The organism is Actinophytocola glycyrrhizae, from assembly GCF_042653545.1.
Classification (GTDB): domain Bacteria; phylum Actinomycetota; class Actinomycetes; order Mycobacteriales; family Pseudonocardiaceae; genus Actinophytocola; species Actinophytocola glycyrrhizae.
The window spans coordinates 38,554-57,733 of record NZ_JBHSIS010000024.1 but is presented as its reverse complement, the minus strand read 5'-3'; the positions used below and the strand labels follow the sequence as shown (position 1 = coordinate 57,733).

At 70.2% G+C, this 19,180-nt stretch carries 15 protein-coding genes; 7 read left to right on the top strand and 8 right to left on the bottom strand.

The window, feature by feature from the left end; genetic code table 11:
• Positions 1 to 24: 24 nt before the first annotated feature.
• From ACFPCV_RS34995 to ACFPCV_RS34985, 3 genes are all read right to left on the bottom strand, one after another.
• Entirely contained in the window at positions 25 to 1,200 is a 1,176-nt protein-coding gene (locus ACFPCV_RS34995) for a Fic family protein (RefSeq protein ID WP_378061389.1), read from the bottom strand.
• A 383-nt stretch (positions 1,201 to 1,583) separates the two neighbouring features.
• Complete coding sequence (locus tag ACFPCV_RS34990; RefSeq protein WP_378061387.1) at positions 1,584 to 2,723, bottom strand: trans-sulfuration enzyme family protein; 1,140 nt, start codon at positions 2,721 to 2,723, stop codon at positions 1,584 to 1,586.
• A gap of 43 nt (positions 2,724 to 2,766) precedes the next feature.
• Positions 2,767 to 3,405, bottom strand: coding sequence for a phosphoribosylanthranilate isomerase (locus ACFPCV_RS34985; RefSeq protein WP_378061385.1), 639 nt, complete (start codon positions 3,403 to 3,405; stop codon positions 2,767 to 2,769).
• A gap of 147 nt (positions 3,406 to 3,552) precedes the next feature.
• On the opposite strand from ACFPCV_RS34985, the gene ACFPCV_RS34980 reads away from it, so the two are divergent.
• Positions 3,553 to 6,213, top strand: coding sequence for an ABC transporter substrate-binding protein (locus tag ACFPCV_RS34980; RefSeq protein ID WP_378061384.1), 2,661 nt, complete (start codon positions 3,553 to 3,555; stop codon positions 6,211 to 6,213).
• A gap of 33 nt (positions 6,214 to 6,246) precedes the next feature.
• Here the strand turns inward: ACFPCV_RS34980 and ACFPCV_RS34975 are convergent, their stop codons facing one another.
• Complete coding sequence (locus ACFPCV_RS34975; RefSeq protein WP_378061382.1) at positions 6,247 to 6,684, bottom strand: DUF1707 SHOCT-like domain-containing protein; 438 nt, start codon at positions 6,682 to 6,684, stop codon at positions 6,247 to 6,249.
• Between the two features lie 151 nt (positions 6,685 to 6,835).
• On the opposite strand from ACFPCV_RS34975, the gene ACFPCV_RS34970 reads away from it, so the two are divergent.
• Together ACFPCV_RS34970 and ACFPCV_RS34965 are read left to right on the top strand one after the other, a co-directional pair.
• Positions 6,836 to 7,978: a sensor histidine kinase gene (locus tag ACFPCV_RS34970; protein WP_378061380.1), complete on the top strand. Its 1,143-nt coding sequence runs from the start codon at positions 6,836 to 6,838 to the stop codon at positions 7,976 to 7,978.
• On the top strand, positions 7,975 to 8,643 hold the full coding sequence (locus tag ACFPCV_RS34965) for a response regulator transcription factor (RefSeq protein ID WP_378061378.1): 669 nt from the start codon (positions 7,975 to 7,977) through the stop codon (positions 8,641 to 8,643). Before ACFPCV_RS34970 ends, ACFPCV_RS34965 begins: the two co-directional genes overlap by 4 nt.
• A 51-nt stretch (positions 8,644 to 8,694) precedes the next feature.
• Here ACFPCV_RS34965 and ACFPCV_RS34960 read toward each other — a convergent pair whose 3' ends face one another.
• Complete coding sequence (locus ACFPCV_RS34960; protein WP_378061376.1) at positions 8,695 to 9,870, bottom strand: FAD-dependent oxidoreductase; 1,176 nt, start codon at positions 9,868 to 9,870, stop codon at positions 8,695 to 8,697.
• A 52-nt stretch (positions 9,871 to 9,922) separates the two neighbouring features.
• Here ACFPCV_RS34960 and ACFPCV_RS34955 point away from each other — a divergent pair, with 52 nt between their 5' ends.
• Entirely contained in the window at positions 9,923 to 10,525 is a 603-nt protein-coding gene (locus tag ACFPCV_RS34955) for a PadR family transcriptional regulator (RefSeq protein WP_378061374.1), read from the top strand.
• A 5-nt stretch (positions 10,526 to 10,530) separates the two neighbouring features.
• On the opposite strand, the gene ACFPCV_RS34950 is transcribed toward ACFPCV_RS34955, so the two are convergent.
• Positions 10,531 to 11,148, bottom strand: a complete 618-nt coding sequence (locus ACFPCV_RS34950) for a DUF5134 domain-containing protein (RefSeq protein WP_378061372.1) — start codon at positions 11,146 to 11,148, stop codon at positions 10,531 to 10,533.
• 229 nt (positions 11,149 to 11,377) lie between these two features.
• On the opposite strand from ACFPCV_RS34950, the gene ACFPCV_RS34945 reads away from it, so the two are divergent.
• The 3 genes from ACFPCV_RS34945 (at position 11,378) to ACFPCV_RS34935 (ending at position 17,089) form a co-directional block, all read left to right on the top strand.
• Positions 11,378 to 12,739, top strand: coding sequence for a hypothetical protein (locus ACFPCV_RS34945; RefSeq protein ID WP_378061370.1), 1,362 nt, complete (start codon positions 11,378 to 11,380; stop codon positions 12,737 to 12,739).
• Positions 12,736 to 13,722 (top strand): glutamate ABC transporter substrate-binding protein, encoded by a 987-nt coding sequence (locus tag ACFPCV_RS34940; protein ID WP_378061369.1) that lies wholly within the window; start codon positions 12,736 to 12,738, stop codon positions 13,720 to 13,722. Before ACFPCV_RS34945 ends, ACFPCV_RS34940 begins: the two co-directional genes overlap by 4 nt.
• A gap of 1,060 nt (positions 13,723 to 14,782) precedes the next feature.
• Entirely contained in the window at positions 14,783 to 17,089 is a 2,307-nt protein-coding gene (locus tag ACFPCV_RS34935) for a serine/threonine-protein kinase (RefSeq protein ID WP_378061367.1), read from the top strand.
• 35 nt (positions 17,090 to 17,124) lie between these two features.
• Here ACFPCV_RS34935 and ACFPCV_RS34930 read toward each other — a convergent pair whose 3' ends face one another.
• A complete protein-coding gene (locus ACFPCV_RS34930) occupies positions 17,125 to 18,375 on the bottom strand; it encodes a metallophosphoesterase (RefSeq protein WP_378061365.1) in 1,251 nt (416 codons plus the stop codon).
• 10 nt (positions 18,376 to 18,385) lie between these two features.
• A complete protein-coding gene (locus tag ACFPCV_RS34925) occupies positions 18,386 to 18,940 on the bottom strand; it encodes a PaaI family thioesterase (RefSeq protein ID WP_378061364.1) in 555 nt (184 codons plus the stop codon).
• Positions 18,941 to 19,180: the final 240 nt, after the last annotated feature.

Below are 19,180 nucleotides of genomic sequence, written 5' to 3'. Positions count from 1 at the left end.
CCAGCTCGGTCAGCGAAGGCCGCTTTAGCCGTCACTGAGCAGGCTATATATTCGATCGCAGATGAAGACGCGCCCGTAATTCCTGCCGGTGAGCTCACGGAGATAACCTGCTTCCACGAGCTTCGAGATGGCCTTGTTGGCAGTCGGATAGCTGACGTCTAGATCACGTCGAACTCGCGCAACCGTCATCACAGGATATCCGATCAGGTTGGTGGCGAGGTTAGCGACAGCAGCACTTCGCGCTCCCGTCTGCTTCATACGCTCAACAACCTCGTTGGAGAACGATATGAGGTTGTTTATCGTATTGGCTGCAGCTTCCGCACGCGCGCGAACAGCTTGAGCAAAAAAGTGGACCCATGGATCAAAATCACCCGTCTTGCTCACGTTGAGTAAATGATCAATGTAATCGTCTCGTCGAGGTTCCAGCCAGGGAGAGAGATTCAAGATCGGATGGGTGATAACTTTCTCTTCAATCAACTGGAGAGTGATGGCCAAGCGGCCGATCCGCCCGTTGCCGTCACTGAAGGGATGGAGCGTCTCGAACTGATAGTGACTGAGCGCAACCTTGACCAACGTCGGCATCTCTTGCTCGGAGTTGATCCACTTTTCCCAGGCGCTGACGCCATCAGCCAGATAAGTGCCATTCGGAGGAGGAACAAACCGGGACTGCTCTACCCCTCGCCCACGATCGCCGATGCAGACCAGTCGCCTACGCAACTCACCCGCGTCGTAGCTATCACCGCGAGTTCGCGAAACCAGTATTTTTTGCAGCTGAGCGACTGTGTTCAAGCAGATTGGTCGGTGCTTTATCAGCTTTAGTCCATGAAGTGCAGCTTCGACATAATTGCGAACCTCGCGAACCTCAGCAGATGGATCCCTGTCGGTGTATTGAGCTTCCAGGACGTCTGCGTACGGCGCGTATGTGCCTTCGAGAGCCGAGGTGCTGACCGCCTCACGAGTCAGGGACGGCTGCACGAGCAGACGAGGGTTCGGCAGCTGGGCCACCCTGGCATCCATCGCCCCAAGGGCCCGGTCGGCCTCACTGATCGCCTTGTAGGTCCCGGGGCGAAGGTCTACTCGCGTGGGCAGAGGATGCGGGACATACGCCCAGTGTCGGAACGTCTGACCGGTACGGGGATCGATCCCGCTGATCGGAACGAGATCGCCGACAGTCGAGCTGCGGAAGTCGTCTACCTGCACTTTTAAAGTCTACCAGCGTTCACGTTACATCGTCCCGGCAGACTGCAAGAGTGTTTGAAACCCGCCTGGAGATTGCAAGGGAACGGCCAAACTCTTTAAATTACAGCCGTGGAATTAAAGGGGTTCGCAGCCAGTTGGCAACTGCGCTAGCCCGTGTCGACTACTACATGTGGTGGTTGATGGTGTCACGACCTACAAGGAGCGGTGTCCTGCCATCCAGTCGACCTGGCGTAGCCCGATCGCGCCGAGTCAAGCGGGCACCTTCCTCCTGGCCGGCGCATTGGGCTGGGTCCCCCCTTGACGCGGTGCGATAGTCCTTGCGGAGGTCGACGGGATGGCAGGACGTTCCCGACGAACCCCGTGGGCTGCGGCAAGGGGACGTGTCAGACCTTGTCCAGCGCCTCCGCGAAGTCGGTCAGGAGGTCCTCCGCGTCCTCGATGCCCACGGACAGGCGGATGAGGTCGTCGGTGATGCCCGCGTTCTCGCGGTCCTCCTGGGACATGCCCGCGTGCGAGGTCACGGCGGGCCGGGTGATCAGCGTCTCCACCCCGCCGAGGCTCGGCGCGACCGCGGGCACGGTCAGGGCCGCCAGGAATGTCTCCGCGGCCCTCACCCCGCCCGCGAGCCGGAAGCTCAGCATGCCGCCGTACCCGCTGAGCAGCTCGCTCGCGTGCGCGTGGTCCTGGTGGTCCGGCAGTCCGGCGTAGTTGACGTGCGTGATCTTCGGGTGGCTCGCCAGGAACTCCGCCAGTGCCTGCGCGTTCGCGTTCTGCTGCCGGACCCGTACGCCGAGGGTCTTCAGGCTGCGTGCGAGGAGGTAGCCCGCGTGCGGGTCGAGGCTGCCGCCGTACAGGTTGAGCGTGTGCCGGACCTTCTCCACCAGCTCGGCCGAGCCCGCGACCGAACCGGCCACCAGGTCGGAGTGGCCGTTCAGGTACTTGGTGGCGCTGTTGAACACCAGGTCGAAGCCCGCGACCGCCGGGCGGAAGTTCACCGGCGACGCGAAGGTGTTGTCCACCACGCTGACGATCCCGTGCTCCCTGGCGAACGCCACGATCTCCCGCAGCCTCCCGACGCGCATCAGCGGGTTCGTGATGGTCTCGACCAGCACGGCCTTCGTGTTCTCCCGCACCTCCCACGACGCCGGGTCGTACGGGTCGATGACGGTGTACTCCCAGCCCAGCCGCTGCGCCTGACCGGTGATGAAGTCGTGGGTGCCGCCGTAGAGCACGTCGTTGACCAGCAGGTGGTCGCCCGCGCCGAGCAGGGTGTGCAGGATCGTCGTCACCGCGGCCATGCCCGACGACGTGGCCACCGCCGCCTCCGCGCCCTCCAGCGCGGCCAGCTTGTCGTGCAGGTACGTCTGCGAGGGCGTCGAGTTCAGGCGGTGGTACTTGATGTCGTGGTAGGACTCGCCCGGCTCGCTGGTGAACACCGTGCCCTGGAAGATCGGGAACACCACCGAGCCCTCGGGACCCGGCACCCGCTCGCCCCCGTGGACCGCGAGAGTGTCGAAACGCATGAAGACCTCCTCGTAGCGGCTGGCCACCCAGCCACGGCCGAGCCTACGTCGGCTTCGAGGCGGTTCCCGGTGGCTGACGACCGCTTGACAGAACGGCCGCGGCCCTGGCCGCCGCGACGAAGTCGGCGATGAGCGCGTGGTCCTTGACGCCCCGGCTGGACTCGACGCCGCTGGAGACGTCGACCCCCCGGGCGCGGGCGGTGGCGGCGGCCGAGGCCACCGAGGCAGGGGTGAGGCCCCCGGCGAGCAGCCACTGCCCGTCGAGGCCCGCGACTGACGCGTAGTCCCAGGACTCGCCGGAACCGGCCTTGGGCGCGTCCACGATGAGGAGGTCGTCGCCGTACGCGCCGACCCGCAGGTCGGGGGCCGAGTACGGGACCGCGCGGATCAGCTGCCAGCGCGGGTCGGCCAGAGCGGTGAAGGCGTCCTTCGGATACGCGCCGTGCAGTTGGACGGCGCCGAGGCCGGTGGCCTCCGCGATCGCGCGGACCTCGTCGACCGGCTGCCCGAGGAACACGCCAACGGTCAGCGTGGCACCGGCCACCGCCACGAGCGCGCCCGCGGTGGCCGGGTCGACCTGGCGCGGGCTCGCGGCGAACACGAACCCGACCGCGTCGGCGCCCGAGGACACCGCGGCGTCGACGTCGGCCGACGTGCGGAGCCCACAGACCTTCACGAACATGCCACCAGCCTACCGACCGGGGAGCTCGCGCGGCTCGTTCAGCCGCCACGGGCAATCTGTACGCAATCTGCGCCCGAATTTCCGGGACCTGTCCCGGAATCCTCGCATAGCATCAAAGGCTTGGATTCCTGAGGCGAGGGGCCGGGGATGTACGAGGGTTTCGAAGAGTTCGTCAAACTGCTGCAGGAACTGGTGCGACGACCCCGGCGCGGCGAGACACCGCCGCGGCAGAGAGGCGCCGACCGGCGCTGGGGACTTCCGCTGCTGTGCCTGGTGCGACCGGAAGGCGCCGCCGGTGTGCTGCAGGACATCAGGGTCTACCTGAGGAACTCGCGCCCCGCCCCGATACCGCACGCGTTGTACGAGTTCCCGCCGGACGCCGCGGCCGAGTCGGCGGCGGCGCCGGAAACCCCGCGTGAACCGGTCACCTACGCCGACCTCGACCACGTGTCCACCGCATTGTTCGACATCGCCAAGCAGTTGCTTGCCGGTCCGCGTCAGAAAAGCGGCCGGATCGGATTCCGCCGGTTCGAACTGGTGCGCTGGTTGATGAAACAGCGGCTCGATCCCGAGCAGATGAGCCACGACGTGGAACTGTCCCGGTTGATCGAGGGCTTCGAGGCGGGAAGGAGAAGGCGGAACCCGCCGCCGGAAAGCCTCCAGCAGGAGCTTCCGTGGTTCGCGCGGCTCACGATGTGGTTGCTGCCGCCGCTGTGGTTCCGGCTGCGGTTGCGCGCTGGTGCGCGCTACCGCTGGTTCCTGCGGCAGCCGTTCCTCGCGCCGAACGACCCGGGCACGTTCCTCGGGTTCGCCCAGCGGATCACCGGCTGGCTGGGCGACCAGGACGGGCGCAAGACCGACGGCGAGTCGACGGAGGAGCTGCTCGGCCTGCTCGTGAACGCGTTCCTCGAGGACGTCCGCGCCGCCTACCGGCGGCGGCCGCGCGGTGCGCGCCGGACCGCGTACCCGGTGGTCCTGCTCGACCGGATCACCAGGCGGAACGGCGGCTACCGGCTGCTGGAGACCGTCAACCGGGTGCGCAACGAGACCGGGTTGTTCGACCCCGTGTTGTTCGTCAGCGCCAGCCGCAAGGTCCCGCCGGACGCCTACCCGCCCGGCAGCACGCCGAGGAACCTGTGGAAGATGACGCGGTCCGATGCCGCGTACCGGTCGTGGCGGGACGCCTTCAGGCGGGCGAGCCGCGAACGGCAGGACGCCGCCTGGTATCTGCCGGTCAGCGTGGCGATCGCCGAGGACCACGACCCGGCGGTGACCCCGTCCGCCGACACGCTGGAGCTGCTGCCGCCGCCGCTGTGGTCCCGAGCCGCTGTGCTGCCGACCGCGGCGGTGCTGGTGGTGGCCCTGGTCGCGGGCGGTCTCCTGTGGCTGGACTGGGTCCGGGAGGAGAGCGAACGCGCATGGCAGGACCGGCATTGCGGCCTCGAGCGCACCGCCCCGTTCGCGGACTACCTGCTCACGGTCGACGGTGAGTGCATCGGGGTCAGCGCGGAACCCGTGCCGGTCTTCCACTCGACCGCCGGACTGCGCGAGGTGCAGGACGTGATCACCCGCCAGAACGCCGAGGCGGAACGGCTCCGCGGGGAGAACTCCCGCCGGCCGTTCGTCAGCGTCGCCTACGTGTCCGAGATGAGCGCCGCCTCGGGCATCCAGCCCGCCGAGATCGAGCGCCTGCAGGGGATCGCGGCACGTCAGCGACGCCAGCTGGACGGCACCGACATCGACCCGCTGGTGCGGATCGTGTTCGTCAACGCGGGGCGGGAGATGCGGCACGGTGCGCGCGCGGCCGCCATGCTCGCGAAGCTCGCCGCCGAGGACCGCACCATCGTCGGCGTCGTCGGCCTCGCGGTGAGCAGCCGTGCCACGGTCGAGACCATCAAGGCGATCGGCAGGGCCGGGCTCCCGATGGTCGCCGCGCCGCTGACCGCCGACGGCATCGAGCGCGAGTCGCAGCTGTACCACCAGATCGCGCCGCAGAACCTGCGGGAGGCGCAGGTGGCGGCCCGGTACGCACGCGCCCAGCTCGGCGTCACCGGCACGGTCACCGTCGTGACCTCCGGCGACGAGGAGGACCTGTACGCCGCCACCCTGTCCGCCGACGCGCGGGAGGAGTTCAAGCGTGCGGGGTTCACCGTGACACAGCGGGTGTACACGCCGAGCCCGGAGCTGGGCACGCATGCCCAGCCCACGCCGCGTGACGTCGGCCAGCAGCTGTGCGGCCTCGACGGACTGGTCTTCTACACCGGCAGGCCGCCCGACTTCGAGCAGCTGCTGGACGGGATCAACCAGACCTGCGGCTCGGACCCGCCGCTGATCCTGGCCGGTGACGACATCTCCCGGTACGTCGCGAACGCGGATCAGCGCGAACAGTTCCCGCTGATCCCGTTCGACTACTTCGCGCTGGCGCCGGGCGGCCAGACCTGTTTCTCCGGCGGCGACCTCAACAACACGTTGCGTGTCCTGTTCCCGGAGCGCTGCGCCAGCACCCGCGACTTCCTCACCGACGACGCCCCGACCGCCTACGACGCGCTCACCGCGATCGTCGTCGCCGTGCACCAGCTACGTGGCACCGCGATCAACCCGGGCGCGGTCTGGCACAAGATCAGCGAGATCACCGGCAGGAACCGCATCGACGGCGCGAGCGGCGTCATCGACTTCGGCCGGGACGGCGCGCAGGTCCCACTGGACAAGTTCGTGGCGATCATGCGGGTGGACGGCCATGGTCCGCCCCGGACGCAGGCCACGTGCGGGCACTACCGTGGGCAGGTCCGCGCACCGTGGTGCCCGTGAGTCACTCGCACGCGGTCGACGCCGGGCACCCTCCTAGCCCGTCCTGCCTTCAGCCACCCATGGCGGAACACCGCCGCCCCCTCGGACGAACCGGGCGTGCAGCAGGAAACTGCCCCACAGCAGGAACATCGGTCCGGCAGGCCAGAAGTACGGCACGTCCATCGCGACCCACCGGAGGATCAGCACCACCGACAGAACCACGGCGACCGCCGCGTGGACCCGCAGCCGGGCCGGGAACCGGTCGCGACCGCGTGCCGGGCGCGGCGCCCGCGGACGGCCCGCTGGCAGGTCGGAGACGAACTCGGCGAGCTCGTGCCGGTACCGGGTCGTGTAGACGTGTTCGAGGCGGTCGTCCGCCTCCTCGATGGTGAGGCGGCCTTCGCCCGCGGCCTCGCCGACCAGCTTCGCGATGCGCTCGCGCTCGGCGTCGGAGGCACGCACCGCCTTCCCGGCATCCTGTCGCTCGTTCATGGCTACCAATGTCGCCTTTCCTGCCCGGGAAATCGTCGGGCCCGCGACGGCACCTGGCCTACCGCAGGCGGATACGCCGGCGGCGGACGATCTGCGCCCCGGGGAGTACCCGCGGGACAAGTACGCTTCGGTACGGCTGGGAGGGGGCGGCATGAGCACGTACCGGCCGTTCTCGTTCCGGACGCTGCACCCGCTCGGCATCGTGGTGCCCATCGCCTTCGTGCAGGTCGTGTTCACGGTCGGCGCCGCGTACGGGCAGGAGATGACCGACCGGATCAACGCGCTGACGATCGCGCTCGTGCTGGCCTCCGCGGTCGCGCTGACGTGGCGCCGCAGCCACCCGATCTGGGCACTCGCCGCGGTGTACGTGCTGGAGACCGCGTACTTCGCGCTGGAGAACCCGTTCGGGCCGATCTTCATCAGCCTCGTGGTGGCGTTGTTGAACGCGACCATGCACGGCGACCGGGTGCCCGCGTGGACCACCGGCTACGTCGGTGCCGTCGTGCTGTTCGCCGCGATGCTGACCCGCGCCGACTCGCAGTTCGGCTGGGGCGGCGCCGGCGCGGTGTTCGCGTGGGTCTCGCTGGTCATGGGCGTGGGCGAGCTGGTGAAGGCGCGCCGTGACCGCGCCGCGCAGGCCGAGGAGGCGCGCGCCGAGCAGGACCGGCGGCAGGCCAGCGAGGAGCGGCTGAAGATCGCCCGCGAGGTGCACGACGTGCTGGCACACCACGTGTCGCTGATCAACGTGCGGTCCGGCGTGGCACTGCACCTGATCGACTCGCGGCCCGAGCAGGTGAAGGAGGCGCTGACCGCGATCAAGCAGTCGTCGAAGGAGGTGCTGGTCGAGTTGCGGAACATCCTCGGCGTGCTGCGTGACGTGGACGGCGCCGCGCCCCGGCACCCGGTGGCGAGCCTCGACCAGCTGGACCGGCTGGTGGAGCGCATGGACACGGCGGGCCTGCCGGTGACGGTCCAGGTCGAGGGCGAGAAGCGGCCGGTGCCCAAGGGGGTGGACGCGGCAGCGCTGCGGATCGTGCAGGAGTCGCTCACGAACACGTACCGGCACGCCGGGCCCACCACCGCCACGGTCACCCTCGGCTACCGTCCTGGCGAGCTTTCGGTGCGGATCGACGACGAGGGCCGCGGCGCCGCGGACTCGAGCACCGGCACCGGCAGCGGGCTGACCGGCATGCGGCAACGGGTCGAGGCGCTGTCCGGCACTTTCTCGGCGGGACCGAGGCCCGGCGGCGGGTTCCGGGTGACCGCGACATTTCCGACAGGGGGCGAAGCGTGACGATCCGGGTGGCGCTGGCTGATGACCAGGCACTGGTACGGGCGGGGTTCCGTGCGCTGTTGGACGCACAGGAGGACGTCACGGTCGTCGCGGAGGCGGCGGACGGCGACGAGGCGGTCAGGCTCGCCCGTGAGCACAGGCCGGACGTGATCCTGATGGACATCCGCATGCCGGGCACGGACGGACTCGAAGCCACCAGGGTGATCTCCCGCGACCCGGCGCTGGCCGACGTGCGCATCCTCGTTCTCACCACGTTCGAGGAGGACGAGTACGTCTTCGAGGCCATCCGCGTGGGAGCCAGCGGCTTCCTCGTGAAGGACACCGAACCGGAGGAGCTGGTGCACGCGGTCAAAGTGGTCGCGGCCGGGGACGCGCTGCTGTCGCCGAGCGTCACCCGCCGCCTGATCGGCGAGTTCGCGAGCAAGGCGAAGAAGGTCCAGTCCCCGGCGGCACTCGATGTGCTGACCGACCGCGAGCGCGAGGTGGTCGCGCTGGTCGGCGCGGGCCTGACCAACGACGAGATCGCCGCCCGCCTTGTGGTCAGCCCGGCAACGGCCAAGACCCACGTCTCCCGCGCGATGATCAAGCTCGCGGCGAGGGACCGGGCGCAGCTGGTGGTGCTGGCGTACGAGTCGGGCCTGGTCCGGCCCGGCTGGGCGGAGTAGCTCGGCCGGCCGGTCCCCGAAAGCGTCCTTCCCTGGAGCGCGTACATCCGCTCAACCAGTCCCCACCGGCTCCGACCACCGGATCCGATGCCCGTACAGCCACCGCGTCCCGGCCGCGCCCGGCTTGGCCATCTTGAGCACCAACGGCAGCACGTGCCGCATCACGGGCCCGAGCGACTTGCCGTCACCATTGCGTTTCCCCTGCTTCACAACACGTTCGACGCGTTCCCGCCGCAACGACTCGTACCGGGCGAACGCGCCACGCACGTCCTCGATGTCCCGCAGGCACTTCGCGAGCGTCACCGCGTCCTCGATCGCCATCGACGCGCCCTGTCCCGACGCGGGGGACGTCGCGTGCGCCGCGTCGCCGATGATCACCATCCGGTCGCGGTGCCACCTCGGCACCTTCGGGAAGTCGTAGGTGTTCCAGCCCGCGAAGATCTCCTCCGTCGCGTTGATCAGGTCCACCGCCGGGCCGTCCTCCCGGGTGAACAGCCCCAGCAGCTTCTCCCGCCACGGCACGCGCGCCAGCTCCTCGCGGGACAGCTCGCGTGGCTGGCGCGGGTTGGCGAACCACCACACGTCACCGGAGGGGTGGACCACGTACGCGTAGAAGCACTTGCGCCCGAACACCATGTGCATCCGGCCGGGTTCGGCGCCGAGGTCGAGCCCGCGCGCGTACCCGCCCGCGTTGAGCAGCGGTACGTATCGTGGTGGTGGCGCGTCCGGGTCGAGGATCGAGCGGGTCGTCGAACGCAGCCCGTCCGCGCCGACCAGCAGGTCACCGCGTGCGGTGGTGCCGTCGGAGAACGTGGCCGTGACGCCGTCCGGAGTGGACGACGCGGACGTCAGCCGCCTGCCGTACTCGATCCGCACGCCGCGGCGCACGGCCTCGTCGCGTAACGCGGTGTAGACCGCGGCTCTGGCGACCGTCTGCGTGACCGTGCCGTCGGGCAGCGGTTCGCCGAACTCGAAGGCCGCGAACGGTTTCCCGCCCATGCCGATGGTCATGGACGGGGTGTCGAAGCCCCGTTCGCGCACAAGCGTGTGCAGGTCGAGCGTGCGCAGCGCGGCGAGGCCGTTGGTCGCGAGCGTCAGGAACGCGCCGACGCCGTCCGCGGCCCGGTCGTACGCCTCGTACACGGTCGCTTCGATACCCGCCTTCCGCAGTGCCATGGCCGTGACCGGTCCGGCGATGCCGCCGCCCGCGATGAGTGCTACAGTCATGTCATGACTATACATAAAATGACTAAGACGTCAATCGCGGTACGGTCTGCGGGTGGCGAGGAGTACTCATCGACGGTCACCGCTGGCGCTCGTGCTGCTGTCGTTGCTGGCGGAGGGGCCGATGCACCCGTACCGGATGCACGAGGTGATCAAGGAGCGCGGCAAGGACCGGGTCGCGAACGTGGCGCAGCGCAACAGCGTCTACCAGTCGATCGACCGCCTCCAGCGGGCCGGTCTCATCACCGTGCTCGAGACCACGCGGGACGAGCGCAGGCCGGAGCGCACGGTCTACGCCATCACGCCCGACGGCTGGTACACCCTGCGCGACTGGACCGCCGACATGCTGTCGAACCCGGCGCGGGACTACCCCGAGTTCCCCGCCGCGCTCGCCTCGCTCATGGTCCTCAGGCCGGAGGACGCCATGGCCCGCCTGGCGCAGCGGTCAGCCGACCTGCGGGCGTCGCTGGCCGAGGACCGGAAAGCCATGGCGGCCGTGCCGGACCTGCCGCGGCTGTTCCTGCTGGACGAGGAGTACTCGATCGCCGTGCGCGAGGCCGAGCAGCGCTGGGTCGACGGGGTGCTCGATGCGCTTCGTTCCGGGGAGCTGACCTGGTCGGAGGAGTGGATCAGGAAGGTCGCCGACAAGTTCGCCTGACCGGTTCATGCCAGCATCGCGACCAGCATGGCGCCGGTGCCGGCGGCCATCGTGGTCTGGCACGCGGTCATCGCCGCGGGCGCGGTGAGCAGGGCGGGCAGGCCGGCGGGTCCGGCGGGCGACCGCCACCGCACGAGCACGACCGCCGATGCGAGGAAGTACGCGGCCAGCGGCCAGCCGACCACCGGGAGCGCCATGCCCGCCATCCCGTCGAGCCCGCCGGACAGCCAGGGCGCTCCGGTGTGCCCGCCGTGTGGCATCGCGGTCAGCATGTAGAGCATCGCGGCCGCGGCGAGCGCGTGGTGCAGGCCGTTGCCGTGCCAGCCGCCGTGCCACCCGGCACGCGTGGTGCCCCTGGAACGCCACCAGGAGCCGGTGAACCAGACGGTCATCAGCAGGAACACGGTCTGCCACGCGGCCATCGGCAGCGGCCCGCCGGCCGGCGACACCATGGCGGCCATGCCCACCGCCATCAGCACGTGCGCCACGTCCACCGCGCGGTGGCAGCCGGGATACGTCTTCGGCGTCCGTGCCGCGGCGACCAGGCGGGCGACGCAGTAGCTCGCCACCGCGACGAACGCCGCGGTGGCGACCCAGCCCAGCGAGTCCCGCAGCCAGTCCATGACCACCTCCTTTCGAGATTCGCAGACGTCTTCGGTACGCGGCTAGCGCACATCCGGGCGATGTTTCGTCACGGACCGTGCGCACTCACTTGCTGTCACCACACAAGGGCCACCGGCGTCACCGTTTCGGTGGCAGCGCAGGTAGTCGCTGGACTAAGTTCATCTGCACATCACGGCATGGTGAGCGCGAGGGGGGCATGGACATCATGAGTGGTCCCGTGGATCACCGATGGTGACCGCTCCTCCGGTCGGTGAGGGGCCGACGGCGCCGGGTGCCCGCCGGGTCCTCAGCCTGCCCGCGACCGCCGTCCGCAGCGTCCGCAAGTCCGCGTCCCGCACGCCGGGCAGGTTGTTCCTGATCGGCGTGAGTCTCGTGCTGCTCTCGGTGCTGACCGGTGCCTTCGGTGCGGTCGCGATGCAACGGAAGCAGAACACGATCGACAACCTGATCTCGCACCGCGAGCCGGTCGCCGCCGCGTCGCAGCAGATCTACCGGTCGCTGTCCGACGCCGACGCGACCGCGGCCAGCGCCTTCCTCGCTGGCGGCGCCATGCCGGCCGAGATGCGCGACCGGTACGACCTGGACATCGCGACCGCTGGTGCGAACCTCGCGAAGGCGTCCGCGGACGTCAGTGGCGTACCGGGGGCTGAGGAGCAGGTCAACGTCCTGTCCCAGCAGCTGCCCGTCTACACCGGACTGGTCGAGACGGCCCGCGCCTACAACCGGCAGGGTTTCCCGGCGGGTGCGGCGTACCTGCGGGAGGCGTCCGGCCTGATGCGCGCGGAGCTGCTGCCCGCCGCGCAGCGGCTGTACGAGATCGACTTCGACCGGCTCTCCGCCGAGCAGGAAGCCGCGAGCTCGGTGCCGTGGTTCTCCCTCGCGCTGGTCGTCGTGCTGCTCGGGGCGCTGATCGCCGCGCAGCGCTACGTGACCCGGCGCACCAACCGGCTGCTCAACGTCGGCCTCGTGGTCGCGACCGGGGCGGTGGTCGTCGGGCTCGTCTGGGGCACGGTCGCGCTGCTGATCGAGTCCTCGCGGGTGTCCGCGGGGCACGACCACGGCAGCGAGCAGGTCGAGGTGATCGTGCAGGCCAGGATCGTGGCGCTGAAGATGCGTGCGAACGAGACCCTGACGCTGGTCGCGCGCGGCGACGGCGGCGAGTACGAGGAGGAGTTCACGAAGCTGGCGGAGGAGCTGAGCGGCGAGGGCGACGGGAACCTGCTGAACCGGGCCAGGGGTCTTGCCGAGGACCAGGAGACACAGAACCTGGTCGACGCCGCGCAGAAGAACGCCGACGACTGGCTCGCCGCCCACCAGCGGGTCCGTGAGCTCGACGACGGCGGCTCCTACCAGGAGGCGGTGTCGCTCGCGATCAGCACAGCGGCCAAGACCAGCGCCGCCACCATGTTCAACCAGCTCGACGACAACCTGATGAAGGCGCTGCGCAACGGCAGGCAGCATTTCGCCGAGGAGACCAGCGCGGCGAGCAACGTGATGACCGGGCTCGCGCCGGGAATCGCGGTGCTGGGCCTGGTCGCGGCAGCAGGGGTGACAATGGGCATCAGGGACCGACTGCAGGAGTACCGGTGAGGGCTGTACGAGCGAACCTCGTCTTCGTGGTGCTGCTGCTCGCCGTGAGCGCGTGCGCGGGCACCGGCCGGCCGGTCGACCTCGCCAACGTCACCTCCGTCGACCGGCCGACCCCGGTCGGCGCCGAGGAGAACCCGCCCGCGTCGTCCGGGTCGTCCGCACCGGCCCCCGACTGCGACCCCACGGCGAGCTTCCGGCCGCAGGGGGACCTGCCGCCGGCGGGTCTGATGCCCGCGGGCACGACGATGAGGGCGATCCAGGACCGCGGCCAGCTCATCGCGGGCGTCGACCAGAACACGTTCCTCTTCGGTTTCCGCAACCCGACGACGAACGCGCTCGAGGGCTTCGACATCGACATCGTCCGCGAGATCGCGAAGGCCGTCTTCGGCGACGCGGGCAAGGTGCAGTTCAAGGTCGTCACCTCCGCGGGCCGCATCAAGGCACTGCAGGACGGTGACGTCGACGTGGTCGTCCGCACCATGACCGCCACCTGCGACCGGTGGAAGGACATCAACTTCTCCGCCATCTACTACATGGCGGGCCAGCGCCTGCTCGTCGACCGCACGTCGAAGGTCACGACCCTCGACCAGCTCGGCGGGAAGAAGGTGTGCGCGGCCAAGGGGTCCACGTCCATCAAGACCATCGCGGCCCACCCGGCCAAGCTGATCCCGGTGCAGGTGGACAACTGGTCGGACTGCCTCATCATGCTGCAGCAGGGCCAGGTCGAGGCGGTGTCGACCGACGACACGATCCTCGCCGGCATGGTCGCGCAGGACCCGAACGTGAAGCTGGCGGGCCCGAGGTTCACCGAGGAGCCGTACGGCATCGGCATCCCGAAGGCGAACGTGGACATGGTCCGCTACGTCAACGGGGTGCTGACCAAGATCATCGCCGAGGGCACGTGGGCGGAGATCTACAACAGGTGGCTGGGTCAGACAGGCGAGCAGCGCCCAGCGCCGCCGACGCCGGTGTACCAGGACTAGGGGGTTGGTGATGACGCACTCGTGTCCCCGCCCCGGTTGCCAGGGCGAGGTGGTGAACGGCAACTGCCAGGTGTGCGGCATCGCGGTCGCCGAAACCGCGGAACAGGCGGCGGCCCGCCTGCGCCGCGAGGCAGAAGATCGTGCCGCCAGCCTCCCGCACGGCGAGAACGGCACTGGCTGGTTCGCGTCCCCGGACACCCTCGACGGCGAGTCCCCACGCGCCCGCGGCGCCCACCGCAAACCGGACGAGGACCCACCGTCGCCGACCCAGCGCCCACCCCAGCCAGGCCCGGCAGGCTCGCAGCCGAACCGGCCGCAAGCCGGAACCGGCGGCGGTGCGGCCGTACCGGCAGACACAGGCGAGGCAGGCCCCTGGCAGCCGAACCCTTCCCAACCGGGCAGTTCACCGGCGGGCACCGGTCATCCGGGAGGTGCGCCGTCCTCGGCCGCCGGGCAAGCGGGTTTCGAGCAGCAGGGTGGCTCGCAACCTTCGGGTGCCGGGCAGGCGAGTAGTTCGCAGCCGCCGTCGGGAACGGGTCCTTCGCCGCGGCCCGCGGACCCAGGGCAACCGGCAAGCGGCGGGAGCCGAGGGGGCCACGGTCAGCAGGGTTCCGCGCAGCCGGGTGGTGGGCAGGCCGGGCCTTCCGCGCCAGGGCGCGGGCAGGCAGGTGCTCCGGGGCCGCAGGGTGGCGGGTTCGGGCCACCAACCGGTTCACAGCCTGGTTCGTGGCAGCCAGGCGGACCGTCTGCCGGTCAGCCAGGTGCCGGACCGTCCGGGTTCGCGCAGCCGACCGGTTCGCAGCCGGGGCGTGGGCCCGCCGGTGGGCCGCAGCAGGGCTTCTCGCAGCAGGGGCCTCCGCAGACCGGCAGGTCACAGCCAGGGCTCGGGCAGCAGGGCACGTCACAGCAGGGCCGGGGCCAGACCGGCTCCGGGCCGCCCGGATGGGCACCCGGGACGCCGCCGGGTGGCTGGGTGCCGCCCGCGCACCAGTCGGTCAGCCAGGCGTCGATCGGATATGCGCGGCCTCCCACCGGTGCCCGGCCCGCGCCGGGACCCGGCATGGAGTGGGCACAGGGGGTGCCCGTGCCGAACGTGGCGCCGCGTCAGCCCGGGGTCCGGCCGGCCACCACGCTCGGGCCCGACGAGCCGTTGCCCACCAGCGTGCTCGACGAGTCGCCGGTCACGCACAGCGTCGAGCCGCCGCCCAAGCATCCCGACTCACCGCCGCCAACGCGTGGCGACAGCCCGCTCAACACCGGGTCGCAGTCGTTCCCCAGCACCGGTCGGCGCACCTCGTCGCGCACGTCCGGACGTGGGCGGCTCGGGGCCGGGCTGGTCGAGGTGCCGGTCGTTCCCGTCAAGGACCCGGCGTCGGCCGTCCTCACCGATCCGGCGGTTTCCGAGAACAAGCGGTTCTGCAGCAACTGCGGTGCGGAGGTCGGTCGCGCGCGGGACGGCAAGCCCGGTGAGACCGAGGGCGAGTGCGCGACCTGCGGCACGTACTTCAACTTCCGGCCGCGCCTGTTCCAGGGTGACCTCGTCGCCGGGCAGTACGAGGTGCTCGGCTGCCTCGCCTACGGCGGCCTCGGCTGGATCTACCTCGCCAAGGACCACAACGTCAGCGACCGGTGGGTCGTGCTCAAGGGCATGATCGACACCGGGGACGCGACGTCGATGGCGTCGGCGGTGGCCGAGCGGCGGTTCCTCGCCGAGGTGGAGCACCCGAACGTCGTCCGGATCTACAACTTCGTCCAGCACCCGGACCCGAAGACCGGCAACCAGGTCGGCTACATCGTGATGGAGTACGTCGGCGGGCAGTCGCTGCGGCAACTCGCCCTCGAACACCACCGCGAGACCGGCAAGGCGGAACCACTGCCGATCGGGCAGGTCATCGCGTACGGGCTGGAGATCCTGCCCGCCATCGGCTACCTGCACAGCATCGACATGCTGTACTGCGACCTCAAGCCGGACAACGTGATCCAGTCCGGCGAGCAGCTCAAGCTGATCGACCTCGGCGCGGTCCGCCAGACCGACGACTACGAGTCGCCGCTGTTCTTCACCCTCGGCTACTCGGCGCCGGAACTGGCGTCGGAAGGCGCGTCGATCGCGAGCGACATCTACACGGTCGGCCGCACGCTCGCCGTCCTGTCGATCGAGTTCGCCGGTTACACGACCCGCCACAAGTACACGTTGCCCGGCCCCGACGAGGAGCCGCTGTTCGCGCTCTTCGGTTCGTACCACCGGGTTCTCAAACGCGCGACCCACACCGACCCGCTGCAGCGGTTCGCCTCCGCCGAGGAGATGGCCGACCAGCTGACCGGTGTGCTGCGCGAGGTGATGGCGCTCGGCACCGGCAGGCCGCGGCCCGGCGTGTCGAACGTGTTCGCGCTGGAGACGCGGACGTTCGGTTCCGGGATGGTCGTCGGCGACCACGGCACGCTGCCCTCGCCGGACCCGCTCGAGGTGGCGTCGATCCTGCCGTTGCCCATGGTCGACACGCACGACCACGCGGCCAGCACCCTCGCGAGCATCACGGCGACCGAACCCGCGGAGATGGCGGCCTCCCTGCAGTCCGCGCCGCAGGACTCGATCGAGGTGCGGCTGCGGATGGTGCGAGCCCGTCTCGAACTGGGCGATCTGCGTGCCGCGCAGGGCGAGCTGGACGCCGCGCGCCGCCTCGCCACCGACCCGGCCGACTGGCGTCCGGACTGGTACCAGGGCCTCATCGCGGTCGCGACCCGCAACCCGGCGGAGGCGTCGGCCGCGTTCGACCGTGTCTACGACGCGGTGCCGGGTGAGGTCCCGCCGAAGCTCGCGCTCGCGATCAGCGCCGAGTACGCGGGCAACTACTTCCAGGCCGCGCGGTACTACGAGCTGGTGTGGCGCACCGACCGCTCCTGGGTGAGCGCGGCGTTCGGCCTGGCGCGGGTGTACCTGGCGCAGGGCGCTCGCGCCGGTGCGATCGAGGTGCTGGAGGCGGTGCCGGACACCTCGAGCCACCACGTCGCCGCGCAGGTGGCCGCCATCAAGATCAAGACGCGCGCGGACGACGCGTCCCGCCTGACCGAGCAGGACCTGCACGACGCGGCCCGCAGGCTGGAGCGCCTGTCACTGGACGCCGAACGCGGTACCGCGTTGTCCGCGGAGGTGCTGGAGGCCGCGCACGCGTGGGTCCGCGCCGGACGGCCGGGCGCGTCCGGCGCGGCCGCGAACCACACGGTGCTGGGCTGCAAGCTGGTGGAGCGCGACCTGCGTTTCGGCCTGGAGCGCTGCTACCGCACGCTGGCGCGTCTGGCGAGCGACCCGGAGCACCGCTACGAGTTGGTGGACAAGGCGAACGCCATCCGCCCGCGAACACTGACATAGCCCACCCGGGCGCAGGCATGCCCTGAAAAGACGCACTAGCTCCGCAGTGACAGCACCGTGATGTCCGGCGGTGCGCCCACCCGAACCGGCGGACCCCAGAAGCCCGCGCCTCGGGTGACGTACAGCTGCGTGCCGTCCACGGTGGACAGACCGGCGACGGCGCCCTGCTGGGCGTCGACGATGTAGTGGAACGGCCACAGCTGGCCGCCGTGGGTGTGGCCGGACAGCTGCAGGGCCACCCCGCGCTTCGCGGCTTCCGACACCTGCACCGGCTGGTGTGCGAGGAGCACGGTGGGGCGGGACGAGTCGCGGCCGGCGAGCGCCTTGTCGAAGTCCGGTCCGTCGTCGACGAGGCGGCCGGAGATGTCGTTCACGCCCGCGAGGTCGAACGCGGCGCCGCCGCGGCGGATCACCGTGTTCTCGTTGCGCAGCGAGTGCAGGCCGAGCCGGTCCAGCTCGCGCAGCCACACGAACGGCTCCTCGAAGTACTCGTGGTTGCCGGTCACGAAGAACGTGCCCTCGCGGGACACCAGGTCGCGCAGTGGCTCGGCGGCCGGCCCCAGTTCGTCGACGGACCCGTCGGCGAGGTCGCCGACGATCGCGACCATGTCCGGGGACGTCTCGTTGATCATGCGGACGATCCGCTCGCTGTGCGCGCGACCGGACAGCGGGCCAAGGTGGATGTCGGACACCACCGCGATGCGGAACCCGTCGAACGCCGGGTCCAGGTTCGGCAGGCGCACCGGCACACGCAGCAGGTCGGGCGGGCCCAGCGCGTTCGCCATGCCGACACCGGTGAGGCTCACGGCCGCCGTGCTCGCGACCAGGCCCGTGCTCCGCGCCAGGAAGAGGCGCCGGCTGACGCCCTGGCCCGCTGACCGGGCGGGGGCCGCCGCTTCGGCGGGTTGGGGGGATTCGGCTGCGGGTGTCGTCTCGGCCGGCGGTGACGCGCCGGGTGGGACGGGGGCCGTCGCGGTGGCTTCCAGCGGGGTTCTTCGGGTCCAGGGCCGCAGGGCGAGTCTGGGGAGTTCCAGCACCAGGAGGGTCAGGAACAGGTAGACGACCAGGCCGAACCAGATGTAGCCCGGCCAGGCGAACCAGCCGGACGCGGCGACGCCGATGAGCCTGGGCAGGGTCAGGGTCGCGAAGACGAGCATGGCCAGCACGACCACCAGCACCGTGAGGACACGGCGGGCGCGGCCGCGCCGCATGGTGTCCTTGACCAGTCGCTTCCAGATGTACCAGTGCATCAACGCGACCAGCGCGCTGAGCATCACGCCGAACATTCGGTTCCTTCTACGGGTTGATGTCGCGGTCGGGATGTACGTCCCGTGGGTCGGCGGTGCCGTGTTCGGTGAAGTGGCTGAAGTCGACGATGACGAACAGGGCCCGCGCGCGCAGGGCGACCGGGCCGTCGGGGGTGTCGAGCCTGCCCTCGGCGCTGGCGTACACCTTGCGGCCCGCGACACCGTCGAGCTTGCCGACGATGTGGAGGGTCGACCCGACCGGTACCGGGCGCAGGAAGTCGGTCTCCAGCTTGCCGGTCACCGCCGGTCTGCGCAGCAACTGCCCGACCGTGGACCCGAGTGTCTCGTCGAACGCGCAGGCCAGCAGGCCGCCGTGGGCCAGGCCGGGCGCACCCTGGTGGGCCTCGGTGACGTGGAACTGGGCGATGATCGTCGCGTCGTGGCCGCTTTCCGTCCGCAGGTGGAGGCCGCCCTCGGTCTCGTCGCCGCAGCCGAAGCAGTGGGCGTAGTGCGGGCCCAGCTTCGTGCCGGGTTCGGGGGCGTCGGGGTGCGGCGCCGGGTGTTCCACCTCGACCGGCGGCCACTTCGGGGATACGCGACTCACTCGTTCAGAGTAGATCGCGTGCCGTGTTGTCCGGATGAGTCGCCCCCGTGACCGCTGGTGCAGTGGTTGCCCAACCCGCGCCCGGGACCGGCTGCAATGGGCGGGTGGACGAGGACGAGGTCACCGTGCTGGACATCGTGGGGCCCGAGCTGGAACGTTGTTCCGCGCTCGCCGACCGGCTCGCGCACCTGCTGCTGCCGGAGGGCTTGTTCAGTTGAGCGACTGTTGTGTCCAGCCGTG

Coding starts and splice junctions, on each gene's coding strand:
- ACFPCV_RS34960 (WP_378061376.1), bottom strand. CDS start 9,870: ATGACTGTAGCACTCATCGCGGGCGGCGGCATCGCCGGACCGGTCACG.
- ACFPCV_RS34935 (WP_378061367.1), top strand. CDS start 14,783: ATGGAGTGGGCACAGGGGGTGCCCGTGCCGAACGTGGCGCCGCGTCAG.
- ACFPCV_RS34980 (WP_378061384.1), top strand. CDS start 3,553: ATGTACGAGGGTTTCGAAGAGTTCGTCAAACTGCTGCAGGAACTGGTG.
- ACFPCV_RS34975 (WP_378061382.1), bottom strand. CDS start 6,684: ATGAACGAGCGACAGGATGCCGGGAAGGCGGTGCGTGCCTCCGACGCC.
- ACFPCV_RS34950 (WP_378061372.1), bottom strand. CDS start 11,148: ATGGACTGGCTGCGGGACTCGCTGGGCTGGGTCGCCACCGCGGCGTTC.
- ACFPCV_RS34990 (WP_378061387.1), bottom strand. CDS start 2,723: ATGCGTTTCGACACTCTCGCGGTCCACGGGGGCGAGCGGGTGCCGGGT.
- ACFPCV_RS34945 (WP_378061370.1), top strand. CDS start 11,378: ATGGTGACCGCTCCTCCGGTCGGTGAGGGGCCGACGGCGCCGGGTGCC.
- ACFPCV_RS34985 (WP_378061385.1), bottom strand. CDS start 3,405: ATGTTCGTGAAGGTCTGTGGGCTCCGCACGTCGGCCGACGTCGACGCC.
- ACFPCV_RS34970 (WP_378061380.1), top strand. CDS start 6,836: ATGAGCACGTACCGGCCGTTCTCGTTCCGGACGCTGCACCCGCTCGGC.
- ACFPCV_RS34930 (WP_378061365.1), bottom strand. CDS start 18,375: ATGTTCGGCGTGATGCTCAGCGCGCTGGTCGCGTTGATGCACTGGTAC.